Source organism: Saccharospirillaceae bacterium (genome assembly GCA_022448365.1).
Classification (GTDB): Bacteria; Pseudomonadota; Gammaproteobacteria; order Pseudomonadales; family Oceanobacteraceae; genus Bacterioplanoides.
This window is the reverse complement of sequence record JAKVCS010000003.1, coordinates 1289595-1304795: the sequence shown is the minus strand read 5'-3', so window position 1 is coordinate 1304795 and position 15201 is coordinate 1289595. Positions and strand designations below refer to the sequence as shown.

At 48.5% G+C, this 15201-nt stretch carries 13 protein-coding genes and 1 tRNA gene; 5 read left to right on the top strand and 9 right to left on the bottom strand.

The annotated features are described in order from the left end of the window. Nucleotide 1: 1 nt before the first annotated feature. From MK185_09585 to rpsU, 6 genes are all read right to left on the bottom strand, one after another. On the bottom strand, nucleotides 2–997 hold the full coding sequence (locus tag MK185_09585; protein MCH2040873.1) for an extracellular solute-binding protein: 996 nt from the start codon (nucleotides 995–997) through the stop codon (nucleotides 2–4). Between the two features lie 149 nt (nucleotides 998–1146). Next, nucleotides 1147–1223: transfer RNA gene (locus tag MK185_09580), tRNA-Ile, on the bottom strand. Nucleotides 1224–1398: 175 nt separating this feature from the next. Continuing rightward, the gene (gene rpoD / locus MK185_09575) at nucleotides 1399–3234 is read right to left on the bottom strand and encodes an RNA polymerase sigma factor RpoD (protein MCH2040872.1); all 1836 of its coding nucleotides are present in this window, start codon (nucleotides 3232–3234) and stop codon (nucleotides 1399–1401) included. 306 nt (nucleotides 3235–3540) lie between these two features. Then, nucleotides 3541–5367, bottom strand: a complete 1827-nt coding sequence (gene dnaG, locus MK185_09570) for a DNA primase (GenBank protein MCH2040871.1) — start codon at nucleotides 5365–5367, stop codon at nucleotides 3541–3543. Nucleotides 5368–5599: 232 nt separating this feature from the next. After that, entirely contained in the window at nucleotides 5600–6046 is a 447-nt protein-coding gene (locus MK185_09565) for a GatB/YqeY domain-containing protein (GenBank protein ID MCH2040870.1), read from the bottom strand. 26 nt (nucleotides 6047–6072) lie between these two features. Further along, nucleotides 6073–6288 (bottom strand): 30S ribosomal protein S21, encoded by a 216-nt coding sequence (gene rpsU, locus MK185_09560; GenBank protein ID MCH2040869.1) that lies wholly within the window; start codon nucleotides 6286–6288, stop codon nucleotides 6073–6075. 184 nt (nucleotides 6289–6472) lie between these two features. Between rpsU and tsaD the strand changes: the two genes are divergently transcribed. Genes tsaD through folK form a run of 3 tightly spaced genes read left to right on the top strand, consistent with a single transcriptional unit; the run spans nucleotide 6473 to nucleotide 8406 of the window. Continuing rightward, complete coding sequence (tsaD, locus tag MK185_09555) at nucleotides 6473–7516, top strand: tRNA (adenosine(37)-N6)-threonylcarbamoyltransferase complex transferase subunit TsaD (GenBank protein ID MCH2040868.1); 1044 nt, start codon at nucleotides 6473–6475, stop codon at nucleotides 7514–7516. A 24-nt stretch (nucleotides 7517–7540) separates the two neighbouring features. After that, on the top strand, nucleotides 7541–7915 hold the full coding sequence (gene folB, locus MK185_09550) for a dihydroneopterin aldolase (GenBank protein MCH2040867.1): 375 nt from the start codon (nucleotides 7541–7543) through the stop codon (nucleotides 7913–7915). Beyond that, the gene (gene folK, locus MK185_09545; GenBank protein MCH2040866.1) at nucleotides 7915–8406 is read left to right on the top strand and encodes a 2-amino-4-hydroxy-6-hydroxymethyldihydropteridine diphosphokinase; all 492 of its coding nucleotides are present in this window, start codon (nucleotides 7915–7917) and stop codon (nucleotides 8404–8406) included. Before folB ends, folK begins: the two co-directional genes overlap by 1 nt. Nucleotides 8407–8509: 103 nt before the next feature. Here folK and MK185_09540 read toward each other — a convergent pair whose 3' ends face one another. Together MK185_09540 and traF are read right to left on the bottom strand one after the other, a co-directional pair. Continuing rightward, the gene (locus MK185_09540; GenBank protein ID MCH2040865.1) at nucleotides 8510–9736 is read right to left on the bottom strand and encodes a multifunctional CCA addition/repair protein; all 1227 of its coding nucleotides are present in this window, start codon (nucleotides 9734–9736) and stop codon (nucleotides 8510–8512) included. A gap of 86 nt (nucleotides 9737–9822) precedes the next feature. Further along, on the bottom strand, nucleotides 9823–11451 hold the full coding sequence (traF, locus tag MK185_09535; GenBank protein MCH2040864.1) for a conjugal transfer protein TraF: 1629 nt from the start codon (nucleotides 11449–11451) through the stop codon (nucleotides 9823–9825). A gap of 354 nt (nucleotides 11452–11805) precedes the next feature. On the opposite strand from traF, the gene MK185_09530 reads away from it, so the two are divergent. Next, nucleotides 11806–12408 (top strand): LPP20 family lipoprotein, encoded by a 603-nt coding sequence (locus MK185_09530; protein ID MCH2040863.1) that lies wholly within the window; start codon nucleotides 11806–11808, stop codon nucleotides 12406–12408. 12 nt (nucleotides 12409–12420) lie between these two features. Beyond that, nucleotides 12421–13626, top strand: a complete 1206-nt coding sequence (locus MK185_09525; GenBank protein ID MCH2040862.1) for a flagellar assembly protein FlgT — start codon at nucleotides 12421–12423, stop codon at nucleotides 13624–13626. Nucleotides 13627–13670: 44 nt separating this feature from the next. Here MK185_09525 and MK185_09520 read toward each other — a convergent pair whose 3' ends face one another. Continuing rightward, complete coding sequence (locus tag MK185_09520; GenBank protein ID MCH2040861.1) at nucleotides 13671–15188, bottom strand: SpoVR family protein; 1518 nt, start codon at nucleotides 15186–15188, stop codon at nucleotides 13671–13673. Nucleotides 15189–15201 lie beyond the last annotated feature (13 nt).

The following is a 15201-nucleotide window of genomic DNA, read 5'->3' as shown; positions in this document are numbered from 1 at the left end:
ATCAGTTGTAACCTGCACGTTCCATCAACCGGGTTGCATACTTCTGTAGCCTCCCGGCATTCATGAGGTTTTGATTGTCAGCATCGAAACTACCCCAGGCCTTTACTATGTCTGATGCGGCAACTTTGGGATTAGCGGGGTATTCCATGTTCAAACGTGCAAACAAGTACTGTGCTTGTGTTTCAGTTAACCACTCAAGAAATCGAGTGGCCGCTGCTTTATTGGGTGAATGGCGAGTGATACCTGCACCTGAAATATTAATGTGCACACCATTCTTCTCTTTTGTTGGCCAGAACAGTTTTAATTGGGTATCCGGTTTGTTGAGTTGGTGACGACCAAGATAATAGGAGTTGATAATTCCGATATCGCACGCACCAGATTCTATCGCTTTGATCACCGCGCTGTCTTTTGGCAAAGGGGGTTGTGCCAGATTATTCACCCACCCTTTGACAAAAGACTCTGTGGTTTTAACGCCATACTGATTAATCAGCATGGCCACAAGTGACTGGTTATACACCTTTTGGGATGTGCGCAGGCAAAGACGTTTATGCCATTGCGGCGCTGCCAGCTGGGGATAAGAGACGAGCTCATCAGCTGAAACTCGGGTTGTGTTGTACACCAGTGTTCGTGCTCTTACTGATAGTCCGAACCAATGATAATCAGGATCACGAAGGTGTTCAGGAATGTTCTGTGTCAGGATGGCCGATTGGGTTTTTGCCAATAACCCCTGACGTGATGCAAACCATAAATCACCGGCATCTACTGTTATTAGAATATCCGCCTGTGAATGTTTACCTTCCGCTTTAAGCCGCTGAAGCAGGTCATCGGCCTTGGCTGTGACTGCTCTGATTTCCTGCCCTGTTTGCTGTTGGTACAGTTTCAGTATCGGCGTGATAAGGCTTTCCTCTCTGGCACTGTACAGTGTCAGGTGAGGTAGATTCGATGCGAGCAGCGTTGACGAGACGGACCACAGTAACAGTGCTTTCAGATATGTCATGGATAGACCGCGCAAGCTAAAAGTCTGATTATATGTTAATGAGAACCGTTATCAAATGAGTGGGGTGTGATGGTTAACAATAAATAACAGTCATTCAGATAACGGTTATTTTTGTAACGCAGATGTTAATGGTAAAGAAACTTATGAAATGGTGGGCCCGGACAGACTTGAACTGTCGACCTGCCGATTATGAGTCGGATGCTCTAACCAACTGAGCTACGGGCCCTGAGCTGGACGAATGATTCGCCCAAAAGAGGTTGGAGAGTATAACCACCCTTAGTAATAAGCGCCAGTCCTTTGATTTAACTAATAAAAAGCAACTACCCGAAAAACGAATGAGCATAAAAAAACCGCCAGATTGTTACAGCTGGCGGTTTTGGAAGGTCAGAAATCGCTATCGATTATTCGTCAATAAAGCTACGCAGGTGATCTGAGCGGCTAGGATGACGCAGCTTACGCAGTGCTTTTGCTTCGATCTGACGAATACGCTCACGGGTAACGTCAAACTGCTTACCGACTTCCTCAAGGGTGTGATCCGTGTTCATATCGATACCAAAGCGCATACGCAGAACTTTCGCTTCACGTGCTGTCAGACCAGACAAAACGGAGCGGGTTGCTTCAGTCAGTCCGTCATTGGTTGCAGTATCCATCGGAGATTCAGACTGGGTATCTTCGATGAAATCACCCAGGTGCGAATCTTCATCATCACCGATTGGTGTTTCCATGGAGATAGGTTCTTTGGCGATCTTCAGCACTTTGCGGATTTTATCTTCCGGCATATCCATGCGCTCGGCCAGTTCTTCCGGCGTTGCCTCACGACCCATTTCCTGCAACATCTGACGCGAAATACGGTTCAGCTTGTTGATGGTTTCAATCATATGAACTGGGATACGAATGGTCCGTGCCTGGTCTGCAATAGAACGGGTAATTGCCTGACGAATCCACCAGGTCGCATAAGTCGAGAACTTATAACCACGACGATATTCGAACTTATCCACCGCCTTCATCAAGCCGATGTTACCTTCCTGAATCAGATCGAGGAATTGCAGGCCACGGTTGGTGTATTTCTTAGCGATCGAGATAACCAGACGCAGGTTGGCTTCAACCATTTCTTTCTTAGCACGACGAGCGCGGGCTTCACCGATGGAAACCTTGCGGTTTACCTCTTTGATTTCCGGAATGCTCAGCAGCACACGTTCAGCAACGGTTTTGATCTTCTTCTGCGAGCGGAAGATATCCAACTTGTAGGTTTCCAGCTTTTTCGAATATGGGCGACCCGCCTCAATCAGCGTTTCAATCCATTCGTTGTTAACCTCATTGCCCTGGAAGCCTTTGATGAAGTCTTTACGATCCATGCCACATTTACGCGTCATCAGAACCATAATCTGACGTTCCTGGGTGCGGATACCATTAAGAGAGCTTCGGGCTTCTTCGACTAATGCATCGAAATATTTAGGTGTCAGCTTTATTGGAGCAAATACTTCAGCCAGCTTAGCCAGTGCAGCCTCAGACTCTTTGCTGGCACGACCATGATTTTCCAGAGCCGCTTCTACGGCATCGTTAGCGTCGGAGATTTCTGTGAAGCGACGAACGACCTCGGCCATATCAATACCGGATTGTTCTTCTTCGTCCTCGTCGTCAGAGTCTGAGTCGTCTGAATCATCGTCTGATTGTTCTGATTTTGCGGCTTCAGCAGCAGCTCCGGCCTGCGGGCCTGGCTCCGGATCTTCATCAGAAGGGTCAATAAAGCCGCTAAAGATGTCACCCACTTTGTTTGGGTCTTCTTCAGCATCTTTGAAGGCATTCATGATCACACTGACCGCGCCTGGGTAATAGGCCAGTGCAGACATGACTTCGCGGATACCTTCTTCGATCCGTTTGGCGATGACGATTTCGCCCTCGCGAGTAAGCAGCTCCACGGTACCCATTTCACGCATGTACATACGCACTGGGTCTGTGGTGCGACCAACATCGGATTCAACCAATGCGAGCGCAGCTGCGGCTTCCTCAGCAGCGGCATCATCGGCTGCGTCGTTAAACAGGGATTCGCCATCCGGGGCGTTTTCGGATACCGGGATACCGATATCATTAATCATTCGAATGATGTCTTCGACCTGATCCGGGTTAGCAATATCGTCCGGCAGGTGGTCATTAACCTGAGCGTAAGTCAGGTAACCCTGTTCTTTACCCTTGGCGATCAGTTCTTTTAATCGGGATTGTTGCGTACTAGCTGACATAGAAGCCTGTGTTCCGTGTTTTTAAGGCGGAAGAAAAACGCCAAAGTATAACTTTTAACCTGTCTTTAGGCCAGTAATCACGGTATTTGTTCCCGTTTTTTTTGGCTTTGGGTCGGCCAGTTACTTTGGTTGCTCACTTCGACATCTCAGCCAGGTTACGTGTGTCGTCATCGGTGGCCTGTTGCCTTATCTGTCCGATATGCCCGCGGGCGTTCACGTTGTGCGCTGTGCTGCTACAGTCGGCCTCCTTTATGATCGGAGGTTTGGTTAATATAGGGGTGAGTTGCGTGAATTCAATGGTCTGGTTTATAAACGATAAGCTTTTTTTCGCAGTTGTAGCTCTTTTAGTCTGGCTTTTTGCTCGTCAGTCATCATCGTTCGCGTGTCTTTACTCAAGTTCATCTGGTGTAGTTTGGCCAGTTCCGGTAACCAGGTACGTGCTTCCATCCTTTGGAAAATCCGTTTTATGTCATTTACAGATGTCATTGAATCTCTAGACGTTGTGTCGTTAGCTATCTGATCCAACATTGCCTTGTATGGCTTACCAATTGCCAGCATCAGTAAACCAAGGCTACTTTTTTGTGGTGACTCAGCCAAAAGTCGAGTGACTTGAAGTAGTAGCGTTTCGTAGTCGTTGACCGGATCTGCGCTGGGGATATCTAGGGATTCTGCATATGACGGGTTCTGAACTAAAGAGCGCAATGCTATATATGCGTGCTCCATATCTTGATCGGTGGGCTCAGATAAAGAGAATAAGTTGTGTTCGATGTATGGAGGCTCATCTTCTTTGATCGAAGGTTCTTGGCTTGGAGGTGGTGCCTCCGCTTCCAGCTTAGTCAGAGCGTGACTTTCGACACCGGTTTCTTCTTTCAGCTTCTGGCGCATCAGTTGGCGCAACATACCATCCGGCAATCGGTTTATCAGCGGTGCAGCCAGTTGATCAAGGCGTGCTTTGCCATCCAATGTGTCGAAATCGACCTGTTCTTTCAGATGAGCGAATAAAAATTCTGGCAAATGATCCGATTGATTGAGGCGTTTTTCAAAGGCGTCTTTGCCCTCAATTCGAACCAATGTGTCTGGATCTTCGCCATCAGGCAGAAATAAGAAGCGCGCTTGCAATCCATCTTGCAACAGCGGCAACACGGTTTCCATCGCACGTGCCGCTGCTGTGCGACCAGCCTGGTCGCCATCAAAGCAGAAAATCACTTCTGGTACGATTTTGAATAAGCGCCGCAGATGATGCTCGCTGGTTGCTGTGCCTAACGTTGCGACGGCGTAATGAATGCCGAATTCAGCCAGTGCCACCACATCCATATAGCCTTCTACGATCACAAACCGGGTCAATTTCTGGCGGATTTTACGTGCTTCATATAAGCCATACAGCTCCCGTCCTTTTTGAAAAATAGGGGTTTCCGGTGAATTCAGATATTTCGGTTTTTCGTCACCGAGAACACGCCCACCAAAGGCTATTACACGTCCACGGGCATCACGAATCGGAAACATAATACGATCACGGAAGCGATCATAGGTACGGTACTCTTTGCCCGGTTCGTCCTTTTCAATCGACATGCCGCAGCTAATGAGCTGTTTAATGATCTCTTTGTTGTTGTCTGGCGCAAGATGCTTTTGCAGATTATCCCAGCCGGGTGGGGCATAACCTATCTGAAAGAATTTCGCGGCTTTTCCCGACAGGCCACGATTCTGCAGGTAACTGATCGCTTTGCCCTTGTCCGCATGATTACGCAGCATTTGCTCGAAGAACCCGGCTGCCTTGTTCATCTGGCCAAACAGTGGTTGATGTTGTTGCTCCTGGCGGGCCTCGAACGACACTTGTTCGCGGGGTACTTCCATGTTTGCGTCGGCAGCAAGCTTCTCCACCGCATCCGGAAAGCTCAGGCCGTCGAATTCCATGACAAACTTCAGCGCACTGCCGGTAGCGCCGCAGCCGAAGCAGTAGTAGAACTGTTTGTCAGGGCTGACGGTAAACGAGGGTGTGTTCTCATTGTGAAACGGGCAGCAGGCGGAGTAGTTTTTTCCGGTCTTCTTCAATTTGACACGACTATCCACCACGTCGATCACATCGACACGGGATAACAGGTCATCAATGAAACTTTGGGGGATGCGTCCGGCCATGGATAAATACTATCTACGTTGTTTCTACTGCGATTTAAAACCGTCTGTGAATACCTAGTTATAACGTATAAGCGCTGCTTTTTCGCCTGCTTTCTATCGGGGTGGGCCGCAGCGCTAAGCTGTCCTGAAACCGTTTGTGGCAATACAGAGGGAGTAGATAAACAAAAACGCCATCAATTCTCATTGATGGCGTTGGCACAAAATGAAGTAGCAAAAATGCCTGTCGCTGGAATCAGCCCAGTTGAGACTTCACCAGTTGACTGATCTGGCCCATATCGGCACGACCCTGCACTTGTGGTTTGAGGATGCCCATAACTTTGCCCATGTCCTGCATTCCTGCAGCACCGGACTGTGCAACGGCATCAGCCACCAGTTTGGCCAACTCTTCTTCGCTCAAGGCTTCCGGCAAAAACTCGCTGATTACGTCAATCTCGTATTGCTCGCCTTCTGCCAGCTCGTCGCGACCTGCATCTTTATATTGAGCAATGGAATCACGACGTTGCTTCGTCATTTTGTCGAGGATTGTCAGAGCGCGAGCATCATCGACTTCGATGCGCTCATCCACTTCAACCTTTTTAAATTCTGCAGTGATCAGTCGCAGCGCACCCAGACGAGGTTTGTCTTTGGCGCGCATGGCGTCTTTCACAGATTCTTTAACGGTTGTGACCAGTGTGCTCATATTATCCCCTGAGACTGATTCGCTGATTAGTACAGGCGAGTCATCTTGCGTTGTTCGCGCTGTACCTTTTTCAGGTGGCGCTTAACAGCAGCAGCAGCTTTACGCTTACGAACCCATGTTGGCTTCTCGTAGTGCTCGCGACGACGTACTTCAGACAGTACACCTGCCTTTTCACAAGAACGCTTGAAACGACGCAGAGCAACGTCGAACGGCTCGTTTTCTTTAACTTTTACAGCTGGCATCCAATCACCTACGTGTATGTAATAAATTCTTTGTTTAGTGGGGGAAAACCACGGACCCCCAGTCAGAGGGCGGGCATTCTAATGCCTTTGATCGAGGAATGCAAAACCTCTGCATAGATTTTAGTACTTTGCGGCAGTATTATTGCGCTCCTTCTGATTTTTAGTGTGTCTCCGGAGTCAATTTATGCGGGTGTTGGGACTCGAATCTTCCTGTGATGAGACAGGTATTGCCTTGTACGACAGTGAGCGCGGTTTGCTGGCACATCGGGTGTACTCGCAGATCGCCGTTCATGCCGAGTACGGTGGCGTAGTGCCCGAACTGGCTTCCCGTGATCATATCCGTAAGTCACTGCCGCTGATCCGGGAAGTTATGGCGGCGGCTGGTTCCGAGTTGAGCGATCTGGATGGCATTGCATACACCCGTGGCCCAGGCCTGGTGGGTGCTCTGTTAGTCGGTGCTTGTCTTGGACGTTCTCTGGCCTGGGCGTTGGATGTTCCTGCGGTGGGAGTTCATCATATGGAAGGACATCTGTTGGCTCCGATGCTGGAAGATAACCCTCCGGAATTTCCGTTTATTGCTCTCTTGGTGTCGGGTGGCCACACTCAGCTGGTGCAGGTGGATGGTATCGGTGAATACACCCTCTTGGGGGAATCATTGGATGATGCCGCAGGAGAAGCCTTCGATAAGGCTGCAAAGATGATGAATCTGCCATACCCGGGAGGTCCTGAATTGAGTCGGCTTGCCGATTCCGGGGACGCAACACGATTTAAATTTCCGCGACCGATGACCGATCGCCCGGGTCTCGATTTCAGTTTCAGTGGCTTAAAGACCTTTACCCGAACCACTATTTTAAACAGTGCGGAAGAGGGCGTTTTAGCTGATCAGGACAAAGCTGATATTGCGGCCGGTTTTCAGGCTGCGGTTGTCGATACACTTTCCATCAAATGTAAGCGAGCGATGGAGAAAACCGGTATTAAGCGGTTAATTATCGCGGGTGGTGTCGGAGCTAATCGTCAACTGCGTATCAAGTTACAGCAAACCGCAGAAAAGCTGGGTGGCGCTGTATATTACCCACGTCCGGAACTATGTACCGATAATGGCGCCATGATTGCTTATGCGGGTACTCAGCGTTTACTGGCTGGTGAGCAGGCCGATCTTGTTGTATCGGCTGTGCCACGCTGGCCAATGACGGAATTGAATCCGGTAAAATACACCGCTCGTGGATAATCTCAGGTAAATAAAGGCAAAAGAATGGACAAGGTATTTATTCACGGTTTGAAAGTTGATGCAGTGATTGGCGTTTATGACTGGGAAAAACAAGTCCGCCAGCCACTGGTGTTCGATTTGGAAATGGTCTGGGACATTCGTGTTGCGGCTGCGACAGATGATCTGGTTCATGCATTGAACTATCAGGCTGTGACTGAATTTGTTGAAGCCTTTGTGCGAGAGCAGCATTTTCAGTTATTGGAATCGTTAATTGAGCGTCTGGCGGAAGCCTTACGAAAAGAATTTGGTATGCCGTGGATTAGTATTAAAGTCGAAAAACCTGCGGTTGTTCCACAAAGCCGAGTGGTCGGTTTGTACATAGAGCGTGGGGAACTCGCGCTGAATCAAGGCGGGCGTTAATGGCACGCGTTTTCTTAGGTTTAGGCTCCAATCTGAATGCTGAAGCGAATCTGCTGTCGGGTATCGAGCGTTTGGCACTGGATTATCAGATGGTTCAGCAATCCCCTTGGTATCGCTCGCCTGCGTTGGGTTTTGATGGACCGGATTTCGTCAATCTGGTGGTGGAAATTCAATTGAATGATGAATTTTCTCCGGAGTTACTATCGCAGCAATTAAAACGAATCGAAGCGGATTTTGGTCGTGCCGCTGATGCAGTCAAATATTCATCTCGTCATTTGGATATTGATATTCTTTTATTTGATCGCCTGGTCGATGATTTCTCAACAGACAACGGTTCGTTCAGCTTACCGCGTGAAGATATCTGGAAGTATGCCTTTGTTCTAACGCCTTTACTGGATATAGCACCGGATCTGATTTGCCCAAAACACCAGAAACCGTTACTCGAATTTAAGAAAAATGTTGAACAGCAACCGCTAGCGGCAATTGAATAGTTATTAGCACCTGGTTGGCCATTACTGGCGTAAAGATTCTCCCTGCAATGTCTTTTGTTGGTGAGTATAAAGCGCGGCGGTAATACCGGGGCTGATTTATGCTCTAAATGATGGACTGCTTCCACGCCGTTAATTTTTCTCTCCGAGCTTTCTGTAATCCTTCCCGAATTGCTGCACCAGTGATGCCCTGAGCTATCATGTCTTTTGCCGTGACTGAAAGCGCTACCTGTAAAGCCTCGCGCATATAATCGGCCTGAGGATAATCACAATGTTCGAAGCCGGTGCGGCCACGCGAATCCGCCACACTTACCAACAGTAATTGTTCGAAACGCTCTGGCTTGCGCCAGGCATCAACACGATCAAATACTTTTAGAATTGTCTCAGGTTTTAATTCCATTGCCCGGTGAATATGAGTGTGAAACTCACTGGAAATCAGAGCAAGCTCCTGAACTTCCTTTGGTGATTTGAGTTTTTTACACAAAGATTTAATCGGCTTTAAACCTCTCGTTTCATGGCCGAAATGACGAGGGAGATTTTCTTTGTCCGAGAGTGCTTTACCAAGATCATGGGTTAATGCCGCCCAGCGCGTGGCGGTACTTGTCGAAAGCGGTACAGACGCCTGTAATGACAGGAGCGCATGGACGCCGCAATCTATCTCTGGGTGGTGTTGCTCCGGTTGCGGAATACCAAATAAATCATCAATTTCCTGAAACCAGACCTTTAAGGCGTTGCACTCGCGCAGTACTTGAAAATACACATGCGGGTCGTCTTCTCCCAAGGCACGCTGAGTTTCCTGCCATACGCGTTCGGCAACCAGATGATTCAGTTCGCCATCGTTCACCATTTGCTGCATCAGTAATCGTGTTTCATTTGCGATAGTAAAGCCTTGTTTCGCGAATCTCGCAGCAAAGCGAGCAATCCGCAATACCCGCAATGGGTCTTCACTAAATGCAGGAGAAACATGACGCAGAATCTTATCGGCTAAGTCCTGTTGACCATTGTATGGATCAATAATATTACCCGCTGCGTCGCTGGCCATGGCATTAATGGTCAGATCGCGGCGCAATAAATCTTCCTCAAGGGTAACATCCGGACTAAATCGGCAGTCGAATCCCTGATAGCCATTACCTGATTTTCGTTCAGTACGCGCCAGGGCATATTCCTCATGCGTATCCGGATGAAGAAAAACCGGGAAGTCTGCCCCTACTTGCTGATAACCCTGTTCAAGTAACTGTCCCGGAGTCGCACCAACAACAACCCAGTCCCGATCTTTTACCGGGATATCCAACAGGGCGTCGCGCACCGCGCCGCCAACCAGAAATGTATTCATAAACAACTAATGCCAGCAATAAAAAAGCCCTGGGTTAAAGACACCCAGGGCTTTAGTGTAACGCCGATTTTGAACCAGATGAATGGTCAGAAATAGAAGCCTGTTTCCAGAGCGACGGCTGCTTCTTTTTCAGGGTCGTTCGGATTAACCATAACGGCTAAGTCCAGATGAACACCAAATGGTGAAAGGCCAGCACCCAGCGATACCATCTCATCATTACTGCCTTTGAGATTGGTGCGATAACCTGCGCGGAACTGAACAGTATCGAAAGCATCAAGCTCCGCGCCAATCGCAGCGTATTGTGTTGCCTTTTCGAATGCTATCGGATCGTTATCCACTAAATCCAAATCGGCAGCCACTGTTACCCAATCGCCACCATAGGCCAGACCGGCGCGGTATTGTGGGTTTAAGGCAATCGTGCCGCCACTGAGCGTTACGTTATTCTTACTGCCTTTGACGTCGGCTTCAGCCACATCAAACTCTTCACCAATCAGGTTTTTACCCACCAGACCTAATATCCATTTGTCTTCACCGCCAAAGCGATAGGACAGACCGATATCAATATTTGCTTTGTTATAGCTCACGCGGGACTCTTCTACTGCGTCAGCGTCAATGTCCTCATCATTATCGATTTCAGTAACGAAGTGGAAGGTTTCAATTTGCTGTAACTTAGGCGTTAAGCCAATGGCGACTTTCTCGCCAAAAAATTCGAACTCTCGTGAGATTGACAGCGCTACTTCGGCCACAGCAATTGCTTTGATCTGTACCTGAGAATTTAAATCAGGATTTTCAGCTTCATCAGATAGCTGTCCGTTTTTGAACAGTAAGATGTTGCCAGCCGCCGTTTCAACGGGATCATCACTGGTGTAGTTGGCAACATTATTTACCTGATTCAGAATCGGGACAACTTTGCTGTACAGCGAGGGGTCTAGTGGATTATCTGTGATATCGATAAGAACCTGATCCAGTTGCTGAGACGCATCGGAGGCCTCGCCAACCAGTTTCCCTGCTTCTGTACCGTAGGCCGTGATTAAATTCTGATCTTGATCGGAGAACAGAGCACGTCCAGAAAAATTAACATCAGCATTGGCACTCAACGCTGCGGCGAATTTTTTACCCGGAAATGCCAGTGCAGCACCAACACCAAGACGTCCTCGGAGTGGACTACCAGAGATGGCGTCCAGAGACTTGTTCAGCTCCTCCGTTACTGTGTTTACGTCATTAATTTGATTGTTAACGCTTCCAAGAGATTGTTTGAGCTTTGTATTCGAGAGCGCCGCTTGTGTTGCGCTATTCCTGATTTGCAGCACATTGTTGTCGGCGATGGCTTTCTGAAGGTCAGTAATCGCGTCACTCAGATCGCTTGCACTGGTGGATAATGTGTTGATGTCGTTGTTGAAGGCGCTGCCATTTTCAAACAACCGCTCAAAGTCCGGGACAATCTCGTCAATGATGTCATTTGCATCATCCACCAGGCCCTCCTCATCAGCAAGATTTACCCCGATTTGAGGGATCAATAACGCAAAATCGTCATTTTCATGTGCCTGGGAAAGTAACGATGGGTTGTATGCTGGAGCGTGAGCGCGTTGAGCGCTGGCAACGCCGGTATTACCCATGGCAAGGCCACGCGCATCCATCGGCATAAATGGTGCTGCGACGACCGCCTGCGAACCAATGCCGGCAATGGTTGCGGCAAGAAGAGAGCGTTTAATCATGATCACATTTCCTGAATATGTGGGCGAAGTCCTTCTGGCTCCGATAAACCTTCTACCGACTGGGAGCGGAGCGATTGTCATCGCCAGGCGTCCGGCTCCCCACCTCGAAACTACAGGGCCAGTCCTTTTATTTGTGTGATGCTAATCATAGCCATAAAAACGGGGCCTTGCATGGCGATTTTCTCGTAGTCAGGGGTGAAACACTCAGTTAATTCTGAAACTGTGAGCTGGGTCTAATGCGCCATATTGTCGTCCAGTGAAAATTTCCTGTTGTTGTTGCTAAATTTACTGAGACTGGCGCCGATACAGAAGCTAAGTCACCTCTTAACCGAATATTAGTTTGGGAGATACCGTATGAAACCTTTTGCCAGGATCGGCTTGGCCGCTGCTGTTATGTTGGGGCTGCAAGCTTGCTCCAGCGCATTGATTGAAGAAGATAATATTGTTGAAGAGCCTGAGGCTTTTTTCCAACCCGTTGAGCAGGAGATTGACCCGATTGCTCCAATGGTTTTGCGGGTTGTCGGTTATGGTGCGATGGACAGCGACAGCAAAAAGAGCAGTGTGCAAAAACGTCTGATGGCGATTCGTGCATCAAAAATGGATGCTTATCGTTCTATGGCAGAACGGGTTTATGGCGCCTCGGTGCAGGGCAGTACCACTGTGCGTGATATGGTGGTTCAGAATGATCGATTCCGTACCTATGTTGAAACCTATATGCACGGTGCTCGTGTTGTGTCGACGGATGTTCTGCCGGATGGAAGTGTCGAAACCATTCTTGAAATGATCATTGATCAGGGCTTCCGTAACTGCCTGCAGACCACCGATAGTCAGCGCTTTAATGTCGACTGCCGTGTGCCTCTGGGCGGCAATAATTCAAATCACTTTGCTGCAAGCCAGCGTCAGCGCGTTCAGGGTGAAGCGTCGATGCCGGAGTCAGGCTTCTATTTTATTGAGTAACCGGAGTTCACTATGACTCGTGCTGCGACCTTACTGTGCATTTTGTCGACACTGATATTGGTGCCCACTGTATCTGCGTTGTCAGTTGAAGTTGTTGGACAGGCGCCAATCGACGGCGCTTTGTCGCGGGTGCGGGAACGGGCGATGGACGACGCCATGCGACAGGCAAGTTTACGGGCTGGTGCTCAAATCAGCAGCACGCAGCTTATGGAGCATGGTGTTGTTGAAGAAGATAAAGTAAAACTGACGTCTAACTCCCAGCTTAAAAATGTCGAAGTCTTGTGGGAGGACCAGCTTGATGGCTTATATCAGGTAGCGATACGTGCGGATGTCAGCGCTACAACGATGTGCCCCAACAGCAGCCAGCGCTACCGTAAAGCCATCGCAGTAACGGGTTTTGGTTTGGCCAATCCGATGCAGGCAAGTATTGGCCAGCTTCAGAACATCGAGCAGGACTTGCCCCGCGTATTAATCAATACGCTGAACAATCGCGGTGCTACGCATGCACTCGATGCCACACGCAGCAGCTTATTTCGTGACCCGCGACGCGCTCCATCCGCTGAAACTCCGCAGCAGCGGTTAACCACGTCTATCTCTCTGGCGACCCAGCTGGGAGCACAGTATGTCGTTTCAGGTGTTGTGCGCGATCTGGCCATGCAAGGAGATGCGCGAGAGAGTGAACCAGGTGTCACCGATCAGTGGCTTTCTTTATTAGGCGTGGCGCAGCAAGAAGATGCACGACAGTTCGTGCTGGACGTGTTCGTACATGATGGTTTGAGTGGCGCCATGCTGTTTCAGCGCAGCTACTCTACCTCAGGTAGCTGGGATTTGCCTCGTCAGAAAAGAGTAGGCTTTGCCTCTCCTCAATTCTGGCGCACCGGCTACGGTAATCAGGTTCGCTCAGTATTGACCACTGTGGTCGACGATCTGGATGAAGTACTGCGCTGTCAGCCATTTATGGCACGTGTGGTAAAAGCACGTGGTAATAGATTACATATCGAAGCCAACGCCGGCGCCGGTATTCGCCCAGGCGATAAATTTCAGGTGTACCGAACCGGCACCTTTTATAACCTCGATCTGGAACCGCGAACCGAATTAAGTGATATGGCAACGGAGGTTGTGGTTAAGCAGGTACAGCCACAATTTGTCATTGCCGAAATGCAATACACGGCAGAGTATTTAGCCATTCAACGAGATGATATGGTGATTGCCTGGTAACGTGTTTTCCGTTACCAGTGCAACTTGTATCAGCTATCAGCGGTTTATAAATCGTCAAGCGACGTTGCCGGGCAGCTGATGCGTTTCACCATACGTTTTTCGTGGTACGTTTCCAGGTGAATATCAAATCCCCACAGCAAGTGCAGATGCTTTAATACCTCATGAGTGTCTGCCGACAATGGCGTTTCATTGTGCATCGTGTGACGAAGAGTCAGAGAGCGATCTCCCTCCAGATCAACAGACCAGACCTGAATATTCGGCTCTCGCATCGATAGATCGTATTGGCGCGCCAGCATTTCTCTCAGGTTACGATAACCTTTTTCATCATGAATCGCTTCGACCCGATAGTTCGATTTGTCAGCGTCGTCATAGATACCGAATAAATGAAAGTCTCGCATCAGTTTGGGTGACAGGAACTGTTGAATAAAACTCTCATCTTTGAAGTTGCTCATTGCAAAATGCAACGTCTCCAGCCAATCGCTGCCGGCCATATCCGGAAACCACTCTTTATCTTCATCCGTTGGATTCTGGCATATCCGTTTAATATCCTGAAACATATTGAAGCCCAATGCATATGGATTGATACCGTTGTAATAAGGAGCATCAAAGGGGGGTTGAAATACCACATTGGTGTGGGATGTCAGAAACTCCATAATAAAGCCATCGTTAACTTTCCCTTCGTCATACAGATGGTTTAACAGGGTGTAATGCCAGAATGTCGCCCAGCCTTCGTTCATAACCTGAGTTTGACGTTGCGGATAAAAGTACTGTGAAATTTTACGTACAATACGAATGATTTCACGCTGCCATGGGGCAAGTAACGGAGCATTTTTCTCAAGAAAGTACAGCAGGTTCTCTTGTGGTTCTTCCGGAAATTGACCTTTACGGTTTTTCTCAGAGGATTTTTGTTGATTGGGAATCGTACGCCATAAGTCATTTAATTGTTGTTGCAGAATATCTTCCCGCTCCTGCTGACGCATTTTCTCCTCGGCTGCCGATATTGGCTTAGGACGGCGATAGCGATCAACCCCGTAGTTTTGCAAAGCATGGCAAGCATCAAGAATTTGTTCTACTTCTTCCTGGCCATAGCGCTCTTCACATTTTCGAACGTAGTTTTTGGCGAACAGTAAATAGTCGATGATTGAACTGGCATCAGTCCAGGTGCGGAACAGGTAATTGCCTTTAAAGAACGAATTATGGCCGTAGCAAGCATGTGCAATAACCAACGCTTGCATCGGAAGGGTATTTTCTTCCATGAGGTAAGCAATACAAGGATCGGAATTGATAACAATTTCATAGGCCAGACCCATCTGACCACGCTGGTAGTTTTTCTGGGTTGAGAGAAACTGTTTACCGTATGACCAGTGATTGTAGCCGATTGGCATACCAACGGATGAATAAGCATCCATCATTTGTTCGGCGCTGATAACTTCTATTTGATTTGGATACGTATCGAGCTTGTAGATCGCAGCAACCCTGGCAATTTCTTCGTCGTACTGCTGCAACAGTTCGAACGTCCAGTCTGAATCGGTTGATATATAGTTCTCTTTTCGAGCAGTCATAACACCTCCACAC

What these genes read in the sequence shown, in the direction of transcription:
- MK185_09585 (MCH2040873.1), bottom strand. Translation starts at nt 997, where the DNA reads ATGACATATCTGAAAGCACTGTTACTGTGGTCCGTCTCGTCAACGCTG.
- rpoD (MCH2040872.1), bottom strand. Translation starts at nt 3,234, where the DNA reads ATGTCAGCTAGTACGCAACAATCCCGATTAAAAGAACTGATCGCCAAG.
- dnaG (MCH2040871.1), bottom strand. Translation starts at nt 5,367, where the DNA reads ATGGCCGGACGCATCCCCCAAAGTTTCATTGATGACCTGTTATCCCGT.
- MK185_09565 (MCH2040870.1), bottom strand. Translation starts at nt 6,046, where the DNA reads ATGAGCACACTGGTCACAACCGTTAAAGAATCTGTGAAAGACGCCATG.
- rpsU (MCH2040869.1), bottom strand. Translation starts at nt 6,288, where the DNA reads ATGCCAGCTGTAAAAGTTAAAGAAAACGAGCCGTTCGACGTTGCTCTG.
- tsaD (MCH2040868.1), top strand. Translation starts at nt 6,473, where the DNA reads ATGCGGGTGTTGGGACTCGAATCTTCCTGTGATGAGACAGGTATTGCC.
- folB (MCH2040867.1), top strand. Translation starts at nt 7,541, where the DNA reads ATGGACAAGGTATTTATTCACGGTTTGAAAGTTGATGCAGTGATTGGC.
- folK (MCH2040866.1), top strand. Translation starts at nt 7,915, where the DNA reads ATGGCACGCGTTTTCTTAGGTTTAGGCTCCAATCTGAATGCTGAAGCG.
- MK185_09540 (MCH2040865.1), bottom strand. Translation starts at nt 9,736, where the DNA reads ATGAATACATTTCTGGTTGGCGGCGCGGTGCGCGACGCCCTGTTGGAT.
- traF (MCH2040864.1), bottom strand. Translation starts at nt 11,451, where the DNA reads ATGATTAAACGCTCTCTTCTTGCCGCAACCATTGCCGGCATTGGTTCG.
- MK185_09530 (MCH2040863.1), top strand. Translation starts at nt 11,806, where the DNA reads ATGAAACCTTTTGCCAGGATCGGCTTGGCCGCTGCTGTTATGTTGGGG.
- MK185_09525 (MCH2040862.1), top strand. Translation starts at nt 12,421, where the DNA reads ATGACTCGTGCTGCGACCTTACTGTGCATTTTGTCGACACTGATATTG.
- MK185_09520 (MCH2040861.1), bottom strand. Translation starts at nt 15,188, where the DNA reads ATGACTGCTCGAAAAGAGAACTATATATCAACCGATTCAGACTGGACG.